Source organism: Polynucleobacter sp. Tro8-14-1 (assembly GCF_018881655.1).
Lineage (GTDB): Bacteria > Pseudomonadota > Gammaproteobacteria > Burkholderiales > Burkholderiaceae > Polynucleobacter.
In genome coordinates this window covers 131375-147373 of record NZ_JACVPX010000006.1, presented here as the reverse complement: position 1 = coordinate 147373, position 15999 = coordinate 131375, and the positions used below count along the sequence as shown (strand labels likewise).

Sequence of the window (15999 nt, the reverse complement as noted above, 5' to 3'; positions counted from 1 at the left end):
ATTAATGATAAACCAACGCTTACCCACAAGTGATCTCCGTACAAAACGAGCAATTGATATGGTTTTGGGTATGTGGCTTTTATTCAATATCAATTGAGCAACTTAATTCGAGGCACAATAGGACGATTCAATCCTAATAGACTCCTATGCCCCAAGCCATTATTTTCGATGTAGAAGCAACCGATAAAAATGATGCTGTCATTATTGAAGCCGCCTCACTTGATGTCACCTCACTTAATCCATTTGAAGTAGGCAACCCTTGGGTGCAACGTTACAACCCAGGTAAGCCTATTAGCCTGGGTGCACTTGCCACCCACCACATCATGGATGAGGAATTGGTCAATTGCCCAGCAAGCAGCTCCTTTCGATTGCCGGCCGGCACTAAATATCTCATTGGCCACAATATTGATTTTGATTGGGTTGCGATTGGCGGCCCTGAGGTCAAACGCATTTGCACTCTGGCACTGGCGCGTAGTCTGTGGCCTGATTTGGATAGTCATACGCAAAGCGCTCTGCTCTATTACTTTGAACGCGATACCGCTAGAGATCAATTACGCAATGCGCATAGCGCCTTAGCTGATGTATGGATCTGCTCAAAAATTGTTGCTCAAATTATCGATAAGTTACACCCCATTTCTTTGGATGCTTTATGGGAGATGTCCGAGAAAGCCAGAATTCCAATGACCATGCCTTATGGCAAACATAAGGGTGAGCTCATTAGCCAAGTGCCCAGTGATTACAAGCAATGGCTACTACGCCAAGACAACGTCTCTGGTTATTTGCGCAAAGCTTTAGAAGCCAAGTAATAGCCTTTACTAGGGAATAAGGAATCCGTGATTTCCTTATTCCCCTTCCAGGCCTACTGCTTGTTCTTTACTGATATTTACGATTAAAGACTTGTTTTGTTGCGCTTTCATGACGCTTAGTATTTTTCAATACTGCGCAGTAAGACAAAACCATGATGGCTACGAGAGAAATTCCGTTGAAGTTGTTTAGTAAGTCCATTTGCTTCTCCTCTTTATGCGTTGTTACGTGTTATTGATTAATTGCTTTTTTGTTGCTGAATTCTTTATCTTGCTACCGGTAACTCATCCCACTTAGTCGTATAGTTCGGCGACCGATTGTTTGATCTCATCTGCCACTCTTCTTTAGTACCATTGGTTCCTGCGGCTGCAGATCTGATGAATGCATTGCCAAAGCGCATGTTGATCTCATCCACCGCTTTCATGAGGTGTGCTGATTTGCCTTTAGTTTCGATATCCTCAAACAAGGATTGCTGGGCTGTGGGCTTATCACTAATGAGATTCAGAATGACCCCGGCCTTCTTGTAGCGGAAGTTCGCTTGATAGATTTGCTTAAGGCCTGCCAAGGCTGCATTGGTTAATGTCAGCGTGTTATCTGTTGGGTCTGCCAATGGAATAGTGACACTCTGGTGATGCTGTGGTTCGTTTTGCTTAAACGGATTGGTCTGAATAAATACCGTGAGCGCGCCCGCAGTACTGTTTTGGGTTCTGAGCTTTTCAGCTGCTCGGGCTACATGGGTAGCAACGGATTCCGCAAGCTCTACCTGACTAGTAACCAACTTTCCAAAACTGCGTGAAGCAATGATTTGTTGCTTGGCCGGCGCCACTTCCTCTAACTGCAGGCAGGATGTACCACGCAACTCATAACAGAGACGCTCCATCACTACGCCAAACTGTTGACGCATTGCTTGTGGTGAGGCTTGCAAAAGATCAAATACACTCTGAATGTTTTGAGCTTTGAGTTTCTTGGCAATTTGTTTACCAACACCCCAGACCTCGCCCACCTCAGTCTCGCTCATCCACTGGTAGAGCTCTTCTTTTGCCATACCGTTGACATCACATACGCCAACGAACTGCTTATGCTTCTTAGCCAAGTGATTGGCTAACTTAGCTAAGGTTTTGCTGGCACCAATACCCACGCAGACTGGCAAGCCAGTGGTATCCTTCACTTCCTGTTTGATCTTTTGACCTAATTCAATCGTGTCTTGATATTGTTTTAAGGCTGTCTCGATTTGTAAAAAGCTCTCGTCGATGCTGTAAACCTCTAGGTTTGGCGTGAATGCTCTCAGCACCTCAACTACACGACTACTCATGTCGCCATACAAGGTGTAATTAGACGAGTAAGCCTGAATACCATGCTGCTTGGCCAAGTCCTTCATCTGAAACCAAGGTGTTCCCATCTTCACGCCAAGCGCTTTGACTTCAGCACTACGCGCTACAGCGCAGCCATCGTTATTAGATAACACGACCATCGGCACTTCTTCCAACTTGGGCTGAAATACACGCTCACAAGAAACGTAGAAGTTGTTTACGTCCACGAGTGCAAAAAGTGGAGTTGGTGTAGTTTGTAAATTGGAGCTCATCTCACTTCCCATTTCTGCCACTGGCATTGCTGTACTTACGCACTACCCCAACCACTACACCCCAGATTTGCAGCTCGCTGCCTTCATTAAAGGTAATGGGTTGATAGTTTTGGTTTTCTGGCTGGAGCTCAATACGGCCGCGCAACTGATAAAGACGCTTGATGGTGTACTCGCTATCCACTACGGCAACCACGATGTCTTTATGTTTTGGCTTAAGGGCTTTATCAACAACGACCTTATCGCCATCGCAAATCCCCGCGCCCAGCATGGAATCCCCCTTCACGGTAAACATGAAGGTGGCCGGCTTGTTCTGGACGAGGTAATGATTCAGATCGAGGCCGTCTTCGGCGTAATCTGCCGCTGGACTAGGGAATCCAGCTGACATCCGATGGCTTAGGAGCTTGAGCTCATAGGCAGCAAAATGGCCTGCCAAGGCTTGTGGCGCCTGACTCAGGGTTACTTTTGCGGGGTTCATTACTTGCGTCATAGTCATTAATATACTGTATGTTTATACAGTATATGTAAAAACCGCAAAAATGGCCTTATTTTTGTTGTTTTGGGGCTATGAGCCCCCTCCCGCCCCCTCCTTTTTCTCGACCTCACTAGTCATAAACCCCGAGTTGACCCTACTCATATTACCCCCCAAGGAATTGCATAATGATCCCAGAAGTTACTGTGCAAGTGATCCAGTAGCTCATATAAAAAGAACAGTAGGAGACATATGAAGACGTATAAGATTGCGTCCGTCCCAGGCGACGGCATTGGCAAAGAAGTAATCCCGGAGTGCGAGAAGGTATTAAATGCCTTAAGCAAAAAATATCCTGAAGTCGCTTTCCAATTCGAGCACTTTGATTGGGGCGGCGATTACTACCGCAAGCACGGCATCATGATGCCCGAGGATGGTCTCGAACCTTTGCGTTCTAAAGATGCAATTTTGTTCGGCTCTGCTGGCGACCCTAAGATTCCAGATCACATTACTTTGTGGGGCCTGCGTCTCAAAATCTGCCAAGGCTTTGATCAATATGCAAACGTACGCCCTACGCGCATTCTTCCTGGTATCGCAACACCACTACGTAACTGCAAGCCGGGACAACTCGATTGGGTGATTGTGCGCGAGAACTCTGAAGGCGAATACTCTGGTGTAGGTGGCAGAGCCCATCAAGGTCATCCTATTGAAGTAGCCTCTGATATGAGCATCATGACTCGCGTTGGAGTGGAACGTGTACAGCGCTTCGCCTTTAAGTTAGCGCAGTCACGCCCTCGCAAGCATCTGACTGTGATTACCAAATCCAACGCACAACGTCATGGCATGGTGATGTGGGATGAGATCGCTAATATTGTTGCCAAAGATTTTCCGGATGTCACTTGGGATAAAGAATTGGTTGACGCTGCTACTGCGCGCATGGTCAATCGGCCAGAATCTTTAGACACCATCGTTGCTACCAACTTGCATGCTGATGTCCTCAGTGATTTAGCAGCTGCCCTAGCCGGCAGCTTAGGTATCGCACCAACTGCCAACCTGGATCCAGAGCGTCGTTACCCATCCATGTTTGAACCGATTCATGGTTCTGCTTTTGACATTATGGGTAAAGGTCTTGCCAATCCAATTGGCACCTTCTGGTCAGCAGTGATGATGCTCGACTTCCTGGGTGAAAAAGCGCTCGGTGCAAAGTTAATGGCAGCCATTGAAAAAGTGACAGCCAATCCTAAGTTGCACACTCGTGATTTAGGCGGCACAGCCATGATGAGTGATGTTACTAATGCAGTCATTGAGGAGATTTCTAAATGAAACTGTTTAAATTACTAAGTGGATTACTGAGTATTGGCCTGGTCTCACTTGGCTTGTTATCCGGCGCGCATGCTCAACCCTTCCCCGATAGAACCATTCAGTACATCATCCCCTTTCCTGCTGCCGGCGAGTCTGATTTAGTAGCGCGCTATCAAGCCGACATCTCTGCCAAGAAATTTAAGCAGCCGATGGTGGTCATGAATCGTGCTGGTGCTGGTGGCGCATTGGTATGGAGCACTATGAATACCTATCCCGCTGACGGTACAACGGTAGTGGGCGTGAATATCCCCCACACTATCTTGCAGCCGCTACAGGAGGGGATTCAGTACAAGACCGAAGATATTAATGCGATCTACTACTACCACTTCACCCCTGATGCTTTGATGGTGTCTGCAGATAGTCCCTACAAGACCTATCAAGAATTTATTGCGGCCGCCAAAAAAGATCCTGGCAAGATGACGCTTGCTGGATCTGCACAGTTCTCAGCCAACCACATGGCAGTCGAGCGCCTCAATAAACTGGCTGGCGTCAAAATTACTTACGTTCCCTTTAAAGGTACGGGTGATTTGATTACCGCCTTGATTGGGATGCACGTTGATGGCGCGATGGGTTATCTACCTTTGGCTATTCAGCAAAAAGGTAAGGTGCGCACACTGGCAATCGCTACCGAGAAACGTAATCCCACTCTACCAGACGTGCCAACCTTTAAAGAACTGGGATTGAGCTGGGTAGACGGCGCCTATCGTGGCGTTGCCGTGCCCAAAGCAACCCCGCTGGTATTGCAGCAAAAGATGTCTGACTACTTCGCACAGCTCAATGCCGATCCCGAGACTAAAAAGAAATTGGAAGATGCTGGCTTTGTGATTGTGGATATTCCATTGGCAAAGATGCCGACATTCATGAAAGAGAAAACAGCTCAAGCCATGGATGATGCGAAGAATGCCGGGATGATTAAGTAAGGCTTTAACATCCTTAAATAAAAAACCACCATATCGGTGGTTTTTTTATAGGTCATTACTTTCCGCTCTAGCAAAAAGCAAAAGCGAGAATTGCCGGATCATCCAGAAAAGCATTGGATAGGTAAACACTAGCTCGGAAGAGCCAAGGGCTTACAGTCGCAACGATTTGTGAAAAATATTCCATGACTATATTGTAAGGGCTATTTAGCCACCCAGGTAATCGGACTTGCCAACCTCTACCCCGTTATGGCGCAGGATGTCATAAGCGGTAGTCACATGGAAATAGAAGTTTGGGATGATCCAAGTGAGTAAATATTGTTCACCAACAAACTCAAAGTTCCACTCTTTAATTGAGAACTTGATTTCTTTTGCTTCAGTGCCATCAACCTGCTCTGGCTTGAGACTATTGGCAAAAGCAATGGTTTTAGCGATACGGTCTTGTAGCTGGTCAAAAGTAGTTTCGTTATCTTCAAATTTCAGTGGCTCAACACCGGCCAGACGCGCCATGCCATTTTTCACTTGATCACAAGCAATTTGAACTTGCTTGGATAGTGGAAACATATCTGGGGCAAGACGGCCTTCCACCAATGCTTTGCTATCGAGACCCTTAGCACTCGCAAATGCTTCACCCTTTTTGAGGATATTCGAAAGATTGGTCAGCATCTTTGTGAGTTGCGGAATTGATGCTTGATACATTGAAATTGCCATAGTGCTCTCTCCACCTTCTTAGTTATTCTTACACGTCGCTCATAAAATCACCACCGCCATCATCCCAAGAGCTCGAACCACCATCATCCCAAGAGCTTGCATCATTGACGCCAAAGTTGGCAGCATCTGGTGCTTGACCGCCTACTTGGTTAAAGTCGTTATTGAGGTTTGGATTTGGGCGTTGATTACCGCCCATTAAATGACTTGCCAAAGCTTCACCAGCAACCATACCAGCACCGAGTGCTGCACCAGTCGCTAAGCTGCCCATTAAACCACCGCCCATGCCAGATGCTGGTGCGCCTGGGTAACCAGGCGGATAGGTGCCAGGCGCTCCTGGTACCCCTGGATATGGTCCATTTGCAGTCGGCGCGTTATAAACCTCCACTGGCTGCTGGCGCTTCCTCATAAAGAAGATTACGCCCGCAACCAAGATGGCAATCAAGATCCAAAAAACTGGGCTAGTAAAGATGGAGCTTGCACCCGCATTAGTATTAACGTTGCCTGGTGCTGTACCTGCACGTAATTGCGCTTGGAGCCTTTGTACAGAATCAGGTTGAGCAAATGGTAAACCTGGTGCCAGATTTTCTGCTTGTACAAAAGCGCTTCTTGCAGCATCTAACTTACCTTCTTTGAGGTAAAGCTCAGAAGCCATGTAATGTGCCTTGCCGCTATTAGGATGATTTTTCAAGACCTCTTGCATCATGGCATCCGCTTTTGCCAATTGCCCAGATTCAATTGCTTGATAGACCTCGGGCAAAGTAGCTTCTGCAAAAGCAAGATGACTCGTTAGTAATAGCGCGCTTGCGAATAGACCAACAAACAACTTGAGTAAATTACCCATTTTCATCATGACTCCTCGTGAAATGTTTTGCTGGGAATTTCATTATCGCCAGTTTAGACATTTTTGCTATTCATGATCTATATGGGGGCTTTTACGGGAAATTCAAGGGCATGACCACCCCCTTCACACCCCTTGCTACCCTCTTCTTTAGATTGAAATTCCCATAATTTTTGTAGTTATATTAATTCATTGATGTTATGATTTAACGTAACTACAATATTTCCGATGAAATTCACCTATGATTCGGTAAAAAATGACTCAAACCTTGTAAAACATGGCCTTCCGCTCTCAGATGCAAAGATACTTGATTGGGATACAGCCTTTAGCTGGATCGATGAAAGAAAGAATTGCGGTGAAGAAAGACGGATTGCTTTGGTGTTAATGAATGAACGCCTGTATTGCGTGATTTATGTAGAGTCAAAAATAGCGATGAGAATTATTAGTTTAAGAAAAGCAAATAACCGTGAGATGAAAATCTATGAAGAAGAAGCTAATTAGACTGAGTGCCGAAGAGGATGCCGCAATTACTAAGGCCGCCTTATCTGACCCCGATAACCCGCCTATCACGGAAGAAGAGTGGAATGCGATTAAACACAGAGTCGTTCGCGGCAGGGGAAGACCTGTGGGTAGCGGGATTAAAGAACAAGTTACCCTAAGGATTGATAAGGATGTTTTAGATTTTTATAAATCCAAAGGTGAAGGTTGGCAAACATTTATCAACCAAGTGCTTGGCGAAGTAAAAAGAGAATCTAAATCCATCTTGATGGTTGAAAAGAAGTTAAACAAGGGGACCTTGATCGCCAATAAATTCAAGGTAGCTGCTTAACACCCTACTTCACTTCTACCATCTCGCCTTTTGATGAAATCAAATAAGCCTTGTTTGGCTTGTCTTTTCTGATGCGCGTAAGTTCAGCTTGGTAGCCCTGTAATTGCTTGCGATACTTTTCATATTTCTCGCTACCCACTTCTGGGATAGTCAGCTTGTAATCGATGATGGCCAGATGGTCGGCAAGCTCCACCAAGCGATCCATGCGATAGCTCTTACCATCTTCACTAGCGATATCGAGCTCATTCCAAGCTTGTAGCCATTCACCCGATGTCAGGTAGCGCTTGAGCTCTGGAGCATCTAAGACTGTTTTGGTGCGAGAGAGTAATGTTTTCGCATGCTCTTGATCTACGCCCAACCAATTCATAAGCTCTTGCTCGCTTGGCATAGGCGGCTTTATTTCATTACTGGAATCTGGGGTGAGGAACTCGAGCAGCTTATGGAAGTTTGTGCCCTCTTCTAGGATTTCTGGATCGGGATTGCCTACTTTCTCATCTTCACCGGCAAATACTTCAACCGTCACACCGCTCTCGATGTCAGACAGCATTTGCGCATAACTTTCTTGCGCAGAGTCCCAGTCCAAGACAAAATCCTCAACTGCGTTTTCTTGCACAGGTTTGATGGCCTCAAACTCCCCCTTAGCCACTACTTGCTCACCTACCTGATACACAGACAACTCAGCTTTGCTCGCCTTGCCATACCAAGAAGCTTTATCCAAGCCACTGGGATTATTGGTGGTAGGCTTTTGGGCATCACCGCTAATCCATAGACCTTGACGTGCACGAGTCATAGCGACGTAAAGCAGGTTCCAGTTTTCTTTTTCACCGATTTGCTTCTCGGCCTCATTGATTTTGGCGCGGGGGGTAGTTAATGTTTTAGAAGTAAACAGGGATAAATGGGATGGACCCTCTTCTTGAGGCGCCCAATCAATTAAGACACCGCTGTAGTCGACATTAGTGTCAGTATTATTCGCATCAAGAATAATGACAAATGGCGATTCTAGTCCTTTAGCGCCATGAATTGTCATCAGGCGCACGCGCTTATGGCGATCCTCCTCTGACATCTCGCTCTCTTCATCTACTTCAACCAAGTTGTCATCACTAGCCGCATCGACATCACCTTCGTCGGGTGTTTCATCATCATCACCGCGGCGTTTAGTATTCATTTCCTGAATAAAACGGCTCAGGCTTGGATACTGGCCGCCATCTTGATTAAGGGCCACCTCCAAGAATGCATCCAAGTTGGCTAATATCTGTGGGCGATCGAGATCCTGACAGACTGCTGCATATTTGAGGCGTACATCACCCTCTTGATAAATACGATCAAGTAGGTCATGCACTGGTAAGCGCTCCCCTAAAAGCCGCCAATGCTGGAGATAACGCGCAGCACCTTGTATTTTTGCGTCTTTACTATCTTGTAGCCCATCCCACCAAGAACGATATTGACCAGAAGTCATCGCCACCGCTAGTTGCTGCATTTGTTTTTCTGTAAAACCAAATATAGGACTTCTGAGAACCTGGGCTAGCGGTAAATCGTGACGCGGGGTCACAAGTACAGTAAGCAAGGCAATCAGATCATCGACCTCAAGAGTGTTGAGCAAGCCGCCTAAGCGCGGGCTCTCATAGGCGAGCTTCACATCACGTAGCGCTCTTTCGTACTGAGGCAAATATTTACGACGTTTTACTAGCAATAGAAAATCGCTTGCTCTAGCCTCACGCCAAATTTCCTTAGCACCTTCTTTATCAGCGACCTTGCGTGTAGCAATAACTTCTTTAATCAGGCTCGCAACCAACTCACCCTCATGCTGACGCTGAATTACTCCAACTGTTTCACTTGAATCAGCAATCGCTCCATCAAATGCACTGCCCTCTCGCAACTCCTGGGTCTGCTCTGCATAGGCAATCAATGGCAGCAAGTAAATCTCACCTTGCCCAGCATAAGCGTCGGCAGGCTTACTCTCATCTGGGGTGGACCACAGTGTTTGCTGCTCTGAATACGGATAGTCAGGGGGTACTTGCTCACCCTGAAAGATTCTATTAACAGCGCTATTGATTTCGGGGGCGTTACGGCGCGTTTTATCCTGCTCAATGTAAGCAGCATCATGACGTTGATATAAAAACTGCGCTGCACTTACAAACAATCGAGGATCGGCACGGCGAAAGCGATAAATTGATTGCTTTGGATCGCCTACGATAAAGACTTTTGGCCGCTCATCACCTTCGCTATAGCCCGCTAACCAAGCTCGCAAAATTTGCCACTGTAATGGGTTGGTATCTTGGAACTCATCGACCAAAATTTGTTTGTACTTTGCATCAAGGCGCGATTGAAGGTAGGCTGCGTGCTCAGGCTCCCCCATCAATAAGCTAACACCAATCTCTAAATCATCAAAATCACGTACGCGCATATTCTCTTTTTGGGCATTAGCGTGCGCCATCATGGATTGATTCAAGGCAAACCAGGCTTCATTAATCGAAAAGACTTCCTGCTCTGCCTGCCAGAGGAGATATTCCTCAAAGGTGTGGCCCCAGTTTTGCTTGATAGCAATGTAATCACTTATGCGTTCTGCTTTACCTTCATTATTTAAGAAGGTTTCCAAAACATTCAAAATCGTATCGTTACCGCTGCGGTACTTCACAGGGCTTTTCGTCAAAAAGACATCTTGCAAACTCTTGGCAACATCCATCACGTTGCCGCCACCCTTTTTATAGGCTAGGGCCGGCATTAAATTAGGCAATAGCTTTTGATCATTGGTACTGCTATTTTTAAAGCAATACTCCAAAAACTCGAGGTCAGCTAATGCATTGGGCGCATTCCAAGTAGCCAGTAATGGGTTTGGCATATTGAGTTTATGCAGAGATTGCTTTAGGCGCTCTATTGGAGTGATACCCGCTTGATCGCATTGCTTCGCAAAGAAAGTCCATGCACCCCTTTGTTTAAAGAGGCTACCTTTACCCATTAAAAGTTTTTGCGTCTCGTGTGAACCTAAATAGCCCAATAAAACGTCGTAATGCGCTTTCAATTCTGGGCTGAGACCACCCCACCAATCATCAAGACACTCCTCTTGCAGTCGCTTAGCATCTTCACGCAACTTAAACCCTGGTTGAATGCCCATTGATACTGGAGCTACGCCCAGCAACCTGCCAAACCAACCATGAAAGGTATCAATCACAATTGGTTGTGGGTTTGCCAGCACCTGCTCATAAAGTGCTTTAGCCTTGGGCAGATATTTTTCGGCCTGCTCTTTTTCTATACCCCGAGCGGTTAACTCTTTCATCAAAGAGACATCGTCACTTTTTGAAAATTGTTCAAGCAATCCATATAGGCGGTCACGCATTTCTTGTGCCGCTTTGCGTGTAAACGTGAGTGCGAGTATCTCTTGTGGCTTCACATCATCGAGCAACAGCCGCACCATCCGGGCCACTAATAACCAAGTCTTGCCACTGCCTGCGCAAGCCGACACAATGACCGAACGCTGTGGATCACAAGCAAGCCTCTCTGAATAGGGTTGCTTTTCTGGAAGCGTATTCATTCGATTGCTCACCAAATCCCCTTCCTGCAAATGCCTCTTGCTTCGCAGTATTGGCATACCCCTTCTGGAGCGAATGCTTGCATGGGCTTTTTAGCCCAAAGCTGCTCTACGTCTTCTGTAATTTGCTCGGAAAACTGTTGCATCATTTCCGGCATATCAACCACCTCTTGGCTGCGCAGTGCTTTTTGCTCGCCCTTAGAAATATCCGCCTTCAAGGCCACCCATTCGGCTTGCTGTGCCTGATGTCCACTCAGCTTATGGCTTTCTTGACCTTCATTGGCGGCCCGTGCGTAGATCAATAGCTGTGGATCATCCAGAATATGCTCAGCCCTTACTTTGACTCTCTCAAAACGTTGATTTTTATAGTCAATCACTGAGGCAAGCTTGTTGTTATCTACATTGATGTCATAACGATCGGCATACCCCTCAATACGAATGATCTTAGGATTGCCATCCACATCCTTAAATGGCAAATCAAAGCCAACTTTGACTTCGCCATCGAAATATTGCCAACCTGCTAACTCACGTTGCAACTGCCAATCTACAAAGCTAGGAATTTGTTTTTGCCAATCTCTTAACGCGCCCATCACTCTTGCATCACCCTCAATCAAAGAAGCAAACTCTTGCTCTGAATAAACACTTAAGACTTGTTCCATCCAAGCACGTCTTTGATCTAAATTGGATTTCAGCGCAGGATTAGTATGTTCTTGAGTTTTGAGTGCTTGATAGAAGCGCTTGAGCAATTTATGCAATGTCTGTCCGGCCAACGAGGCGTCAAAGCCTTCATCAAACTCTTTGTTCTTACGTAAGCCTAATAGACTGCGCACATAGTAACGATATGGGCAATCTCGCAGAGCCTTATAGGCGCTGGGACTCATTGACAGCGGCATTGGTAGATCTTCTTCAAAATGCGCAACCGCCATCTCCATGGGCCTCGGTTCAAAAGCACGTTTTTTCAATTGAGCTGGAATGGCTTCCCACTTAACTAGATTTTGCAAACGCTGTATCCATGCCGATGGTCTGAGCGGTTCTCCATTATTACTTTTGCTTTGCCAGAGCAAATCAACACTGGGACATGACACTAGCAATTGCGAAAGATCTCTAGCTTGCTGCACAAACTGCATCGCTATCGTTGAGGTCTTTAACAGCTGATTAAGCGCGTCTGAGAAAAATAATAGTGGCTCTGAATAAGCTGGCAACTGCTGCTCATCGCAACCCACAACAACCACTGCTTCAAAGTCACGCATACGTGTAGAGCTCAAAGGCAAAATGCTCAGTGTGGCTTTGGCTTCTTTACCAGCTTCTTGATAGCTTGCGCCTTCAATAACTGTTTTAAGCAAACTAAGCCACTCACTCAAACGAATAGAGGTTTGTTGGTATTGCGTCTTACTCAAATCAAATGTCTTGAGCACTTCCAGCAATTGCTTGCCGGCCGAGTCTTTTTCAAGGCTCTGATCCATGCCAGTCGCTTGGAGATTGGCCTGCAGGTGAGCATACGCTTTACTGCAATCAAACTTGAGTGTTAACCACTCATGATGGCGCTCTCTGACAAACTGCAATAACTCAAATAATGCAGTACTGGGTAATGCGCTAGATGTTTTGGCTGCGTTCTCTTGCGCGCCCTCTATGGCTAGGTGAAAGGTTTTCCAACCAGACTCTGCCTTACTACCCACCAGGATATCTTCAAGCTCTGCAATGAGTCCGATGCAGACCTCTGCATCTCGATTCAAAATCTTTCCAAGATCTAAAAAAGGATTCTGCAAAAACTCAAGCAAGGCTTTTGCACTGGGCCCATCTTTTGGCGCTTTAATAAGTTCTAACCAACTATTAAGTGCAGCTGCAGCACGCGTAGTGGATAACTTCCAACCGGTTTCATCCCGAATGTTAAGTGCTGGGCCTAATCTTGAAAGCAGTGCACGCACCCTTCTAGCCACCAAGCGATCTTGTGCAACAAGTGCCAGCTGAGTTTTGCCATCAATCAGATGTTGCTCTATTGTTTTGGCAGCAGCCCACGCAAGCTCTTCAAAGCGTTTAGCTGCAATCAGGCTCCAACTCTTGCTATGGGCTTGCCTAAGATTTCTGAGCGCCTCTGCCTGCGCATCACTAGTACCAATTGTCTCTGCCCATAAACCCACATCACCCCAGCTCATCCTGGCCTCTACCACAGGAGCATATTGGGCATACTCGGCCAGCAGAGCTCCGATGATCTCTTGATCGATGGGAGTCGGATCAGCAGTCTCTACCCATATCAGAGGTCTTGCGGGATTTGCATTCTTAGCAGCTTCGAGATGAGCTGCCATTGCAAACTGATTACGAAATGCTGGATCGCTCACACTCGCGGTGTAGCGCCAAAATGTGAGCAAGACCTTGGTCTCTTGATCAACGACCTTACGCGCCATTCCTGAGTAGACTTTAGCAACGGTACTATCGAGCAAATTCTGCGCCTGACTCAGACAGATCTCGCCGAGATTACTTTGCTCACTCCGATTACTTTGAATGAATTCATGAATCTGTTTTTGCAGTTGTGGACTCACTGCAGTTGATAAGGTGTCACATGCTTCAACGATTGCTTGCGCTAGACCCCATGCACCAGATTCTGTTTCGGCTTTAAACCATGACTGCAGATCTTTGTGTTTGCGCAAAGTGGCATAGACCCCCAACCACCTCTCTAAATCACTTTGCTTCTTTGGAAATTTCCATGCGCCTGGCGCAGCTTCCAGCCAATCTGTAAAGCTGATGACTTGAGGCAAGAATGCGATGTTGCTTGGAAGATCTTTGGGTCGGTTTAATTCAAGGGCTGCTCTTACCCCGATTAATGGTCCCGCAGTACTCAGAACCACTAGGGGGCGCTGATTGGTTTGCACTGCACAATCCCAGATGCCTTTTGCCAATTGGGTAAGCGCTTGGCTATTGGGTGCAATTGCCCAAGCTTGAGGCTGCTTTTGCTCAGAAAGGGCTTGGAAAGGCTGGGGCATGAATGGAGTAATTTATCTATTTTGAGCAGAATGTTTCGCTTATTGCTAATATAAGCGTTATAACGACATAATTAAATAACTCGCTAAATAAGTCTAAATAAGGAATTTTCATGAGTGCCGGCATTAAATATGTAACTGACGCCTCTTTCGAACAAGACGTCCTCAAGTCCGATAAACCTGTTCTGCTCGACTTCTGGGCTGAGTGGTGCGGTCCTTGCAAAATGATTGGTCCGATCCTGGAAGAGCTCGCTGGCGAGTATGGCGATAAGATACAGATCGCAAAAATGAACGTAGATGAGAACCAAGGCGTACCTGCCCAGTTCAATATTCGCGGCATTCCTACCCTAATCCTCTTCAAAAATGGCACCGTGGCTGCTCAAAAAGTAGGCGCTTTGGCCAAATCCCAGTTGACTGCATTTATTGATAGTCATCTGTAAATAGTCTCAGACCACAGGTTCACCAGCTGAGCCTGTGGCTTTTACCGCTTTAAACGCTTGTCACATGCATTTTTTGGTGTAGTATTACTCAAACGCACTAATCAGTGCTCCGATTTTCAGCAATTTACCTCCCCCTTCTTTTAGCAAATTCCCAAATTCTGTTTTTCCACTTCTGCGTGATCTAAATCAGCGCAGCGATACTCCAAAACAAATTCCCAAATTCAAATTCATCAACACCCGAGAACCACATGCAATTAACTGAACTCAAAGTCCTCCACGTATCCGCTCTGCTTGAAATGGCAGCTAGCTTGGAGATTGAAAACACACAACGGATGCGCAAACAAGAATTAATGTTTGCCATTCTGAAAAAACGTGCGAAGGCTGGCGAAACCGTATTCGGTGACGGCACTTTGGAAGTACTGCCTGATGGCTTTGGTTTCTTGCGCTCTCCTGAAGCCTCTTACATGGCTTCTCCTGACGATATTTATATCTCCCCTGCGCAGATTCGTCGCTTTAACTTGCACACTGGTGATAGCGTTGAAGGTGAAGTACGTACACCTAAAGATGGTGAGCGTTACTTTGCTTTGGTAAAGGTAGACAAGATCAACGGTTTGGCTCCAGAAGCCCTCAAGAACCGCATCATGTTCGAGAACTTAACCCCATTGCACCCAAATCGCGTGATCAGCTTAGAGCGTGATATCAAAGCCGAAGAGAACCTCACTGGCCGCATCATCGACATGATCTCCCCGATTGGTTACGGCCAACGTGGCTTGATTGTGGCCTCACCAAAATCCGGTAAGACTGTGATGATGCAGCACATTGCTCACGCGATTGCTGCCAATAATCCTGAAGCGATTTTGATTGTGTTGCTCGTTGACGAGCGTCCTGAAGAGGTAACTGAGATGCAACGCTCTGTTCGCGGTGAAGTCGTTGCCTCTACCTTTGATGAGCCAGCAGTACGTCACGTTCAAGTTGCCGAGATGGTGATTGAAAAAGCCAAGCGCTTGGTTGAGATGGGCAAAGATGTGATCATCTTGTTAGATTCCATTACTCGTCTTGCACGCGCATACAACACTGTTGTTCCTTCATCAGGCAAAGTACTCTCTGGTGGTGTGGATGCCAATGCATTACAACGTCCAAAACGTTTCTTTGGTGCCGCCCGTAATATTGAAGAAGGTGGTTCATTAACCATCATCGCAACTGCTCTGATTGAAACTGGTAGCCGCATGGATGACCTCATCTATGAAGAGTTCAAAGGTACTGGCAATATGGAAGTTCACCTTGAGCGTCGTTTGGCTGAGCGTCGTGTTTACCCATCGATTAACCTCAATAAGTCTGGCACCCGCCGCGAGGAGCTCTTGGTTAAAGCTGAGAACCTCCAGAAGATCTGGGTATTGCGTAAATTGCTGGCCGATATGGACGATATCGAGGCGATGAACTTCATCGTAGATAAGCTCAAATCAACCAAAAATAATGGTGAATTCTTCGACTTAATGCGTCGCGGAGGCTAATTTAGGGGTCTAGAGGGCTGTTTCAGCCCTTTTTAGAT

14 protein-coding genes are annotated in these 15999 nt (G+C 46.4%); 7 read left to right on the top strand and 7 right to left on the bottom strand.

The features are described from left to right. The first annotated feature begins 146 nt into the window (after window positions 1-146). Window positions 147-806, top strand: coding sequence for a putative quorum-sensing-regulated virulence factor (locus ICN34_RS08225; protein WP_216121923.1), 660 nt, complete (start codon window positions 147-149; stop codon window positions 804-806). A 67-nt stretch (window positions 807-873) separates the two neighbouring features. Here the strand turns inward: ICN34_RS08225 and ICN34_RS11520 are convergent, their stop codons facing one another. The 3 genes from ICN34_RS11520 to ICN34_RS08215 form a co-directional block, all read right to left on the bottom strand. Next, on the bottom strand, window positions 874-1005 hold the full coding sequence (locus ICN34_RS11520; RefSeq protein WP_255407106.1) for a hypothetical protein: 132 nt from the start codon (window positions 1003-1005) through the stop codon (window positions 874-876). 64 nt (window positions 1006-1069) lie between these two features. Beyond that, window positions 1070-2386: a Y-family DNA polymerase gene (locus tag ICN34_RS08220; protein ID WP_255538614.1), complete on the bottom strand. Its 1317-nt coding sequence runs from the start codon at window positions 2384-2386 to the stop codon at window positions 1070-1072. A 1-nt stretch (window position 2387) separates the two neighbouring features. Then, window positions 2388-2879 carry a LexA family transcriptional regulator gene (locus ICN34_RS08215; protein WP_216121920.1) on the bottom strand — a complete coding sequence of 164 codons (492 nt, stop codon included), beginning with the start codon at window positions 2877-2879 and terminating at the stop codon, window positions 2388-2390. 228 nt (window positions 2880-3107) lie between these two features. Here ICN34_RS08215 and ICN34_RS08210 point away from each other — a divergent pair, with 228 nt between their 5' ends. After that, complete coding sequence (locus ICN34_RS08210) at window positions 3108-4175, top strand: tartrate dehydrogenase (RefSeq protein ID WP_216121918.1); 1068 nt, start codon at window positions 3108-3110, stop codon at window positions 4173-4175. Further along, entirely contained in the window at window positions 4172-5134 is a 963-nt protein-coding gene (locus tag ICN34_RS08205) for a tripartite tricarboxylate transporter substrate binding protein (RefSeq protein ID WP_216121916.1), read from the top strand. Before ICN34_RS08210 ends, ICN34_RS08205 begins: the two co-directional genes overlap by 4 nt. A gap of 204 nt (window positions 5135-5338) precedes the next feature. Here the strand turns inward: ICN34_RS08205 and ICN34_RS08200 are convergent, their stop codons facing one another. Together ICN34_RS08200 and ICN34_RS08195 are read right to left on the bottom strand one after the other, a co-directional pair. After that, complete coding sequence (locus tag ICN34_RS08200; RefSeq protein WP_216121914.1) at window positions 5339-5842, bottom strand: DUF1993 family protein; 504 nt, start codon at window positions 5840-5842, stop codon at window positions 5339-5341. Window positions 5843-5870: 28 nt separating this feature from the next. Beyond that, window positions 5871-6683, bottom strand: a complete 813-nt coding sequence (locus ICN34_RS08195; RefSeq protein WP_255538613.1) for a tol-pal system YbgF family protein — start codon at window positions 6681-6683, stop codon at window positions 5871-5873. A gap of 225 nt (window positions 6684-6908) precedes the next feature. Between ICN34_RS08195 and ICN34_RS08190 the strand changes: the two genes are divergently transcribed. Next, a complete protein-coding gene (locus ICN34_RS08190) occupies window positions 6909-7181 on the top strand; it encodes a BrnT family toxin (RefSeq protein ID WP_072582145.1) in 273 nt (90 codons plus the stop codon). Continuing rightward, on the top strand, window positions 7162-7509 hold the full coding sequence (locus tag ICN34_RS08185) for a BrnA antitoxin family protein (RefSeq protein ID WP_215321817.1): 348 nt from the start codon (window positions 7162-7164) through the stop codon (window positions 7507-7509). The genes ICN34_RS08190 and ICN34_RS08185 overlap by 20 nt, the downstream gene beginning before the upstream one ends. 4 nt (window positions 7510-7513) lie before the next feature. Here the strand turns inward: ICN34_RS08185 and ICN34_RS08180 are convergent, their stop codons facing one another. After that, window positions 7514-11050, bottom strand: coding sequence for a UvrD-helicase domain-containing protein (locus ICN34_RS08180; RefSeq protein WP_370623995.1), 3537 nt, complete (start codon window positions 11048-11050; stop codon window positions 7514-7516). Next, on the bottom strand, window positions 11047-14013 hold the full coding sequence (locus tag ICN34_RS08175; protein WP_216121912.1) for a PD-(D/E)XK nuclease family protein: 2967 nt from the start codon (window positions 14011-14013) through the stop codon (window positions 11047-11049). The genes ICN34_RS08180 and ICN34_RS08175 overlap by 4 nt, the downstream gene beginning before the upstream one ends. A gap of 110 nt (window positions 14014-14123) precedes the next feature. Between ICN34_RS08175 and trxA the strand changes: the two genes are divergently transcribed. Continuing rightward, window positions 14124-14450, top strand: coding sequence for a thioredoxin TrxA (trxA, locus tag ICN34_RS08170; RefSeq protein WP_062309025.1), 327 nt, complete (start codon window positions 14124-14126; stop codon window positions 14448-14450). 248 nt (window positions 14451-14698) lie between these two features. After that, window positions 14699-15961, top strand: coding sequence for a transcription termination factor Rho (rho, locus tag ICN34_RS08165; protein WP_011903147.1), 1263 nt, complete (start codon window positions 14699-14701; stop codon window positions 15959-15961). The last annotated feature ends 38 nt before the right edge of the window (window positions 15962-15999 follow it).

Excerpts from the sequence above, each read along its gene's own strand:
- ICN34_RS08190 (WP_072582145.1), top strand. The coding sequence starts at position 6,909 with ATGAAATTCACCTATGATTCGGTAAAAAATGACTCAAACCTTGTAAAA.
- rho (WP_011903147.1), top strand. The coding sequence starts at position 14,699 with ATGCAATTAACTGAACTCAAAGTCCTCCACGTATCCGCTCTGCTTGAA.
- ICN34_RS08175 (WP_216121912.1), bottom strand. The coding sequence starts at position 14,013 with ATGCCCCAGCCTTTCCAAGCCCTTTCTGAGCAAAAGCAGCCTCAAGCT.
- ICN34_RS11520 (WP_255407106.1), bottom strand. The coding sequence starts at position 1,005 with ATGGACTTACTAAACAACTTCAACGGAATTTCTCTCGTAGCCATCATG.
- ICN34_RS08195 (WP_255538613.1), bottom strand. The coding sequence starts at position 6,683 with ATGGGTAATTTACTCAAGTTGTTTGTTGGTCTATTCGCAAGCGCGCTA.
- ICN34_RS08220 (WP_255538614.1), bottom strand. The coding sequence starts at position 2,386 with ATGAGCTCCAATTTACAAACTACACCAACTCCACTTTTTGCACTCGTG.
- ICN34_RS08185 (WP_215321817.1), top strand. The coding sequence starts at position 7,162 with ATGAAGAAGAAGCTAATTAGACTGAGTGCCGAAGAGGATGCCGCAATT.
- trxA (WP_062309025.1), top strand. The coding sequence starts at position 14,124 with ATGAGTGCCGGCATTAAATATGTAACTGACGCCTCTTTCGAACAAGAC.
- ICN34_RS08210 (WP_216121918.1), top strand. The coding sequence starts at position 3,108 with ATGAAGACGTATAAGATTGCGTCCGTCCCAGGCGACGGCATTGGCAAA.
- ICN34_RS08215 (WP_216121920.1), bottom strand. The coding sequence starts at position 2,879 with ATGACTATGACGCAAGTAATGAACCCCGCAAAAGTAACCCTGAGTCAG.
- ICN34_RS08200 (WP_216121914.1), bottom strand. The coding sequence starts at position 5,842 with ATGGCAATTTCAATGTATCAAGCATCAATTCCGCAACTCACAAAGATG.
- ICN34_RS08205 (WP_216121916.1), top strand. The coding sequence starts at position 4,172 with ATGAAACTGTTTAAATTACTAAGTGGATTACTGAGTATTGGCCTGGTC.
- ICN34_RS08225 (WP_216121923.1), top strand. The coding sequence starts at position 147 with ATGCCCCAAGCCATTATTTTCGATGTAGAAGCAACCGATAAAAATGAT.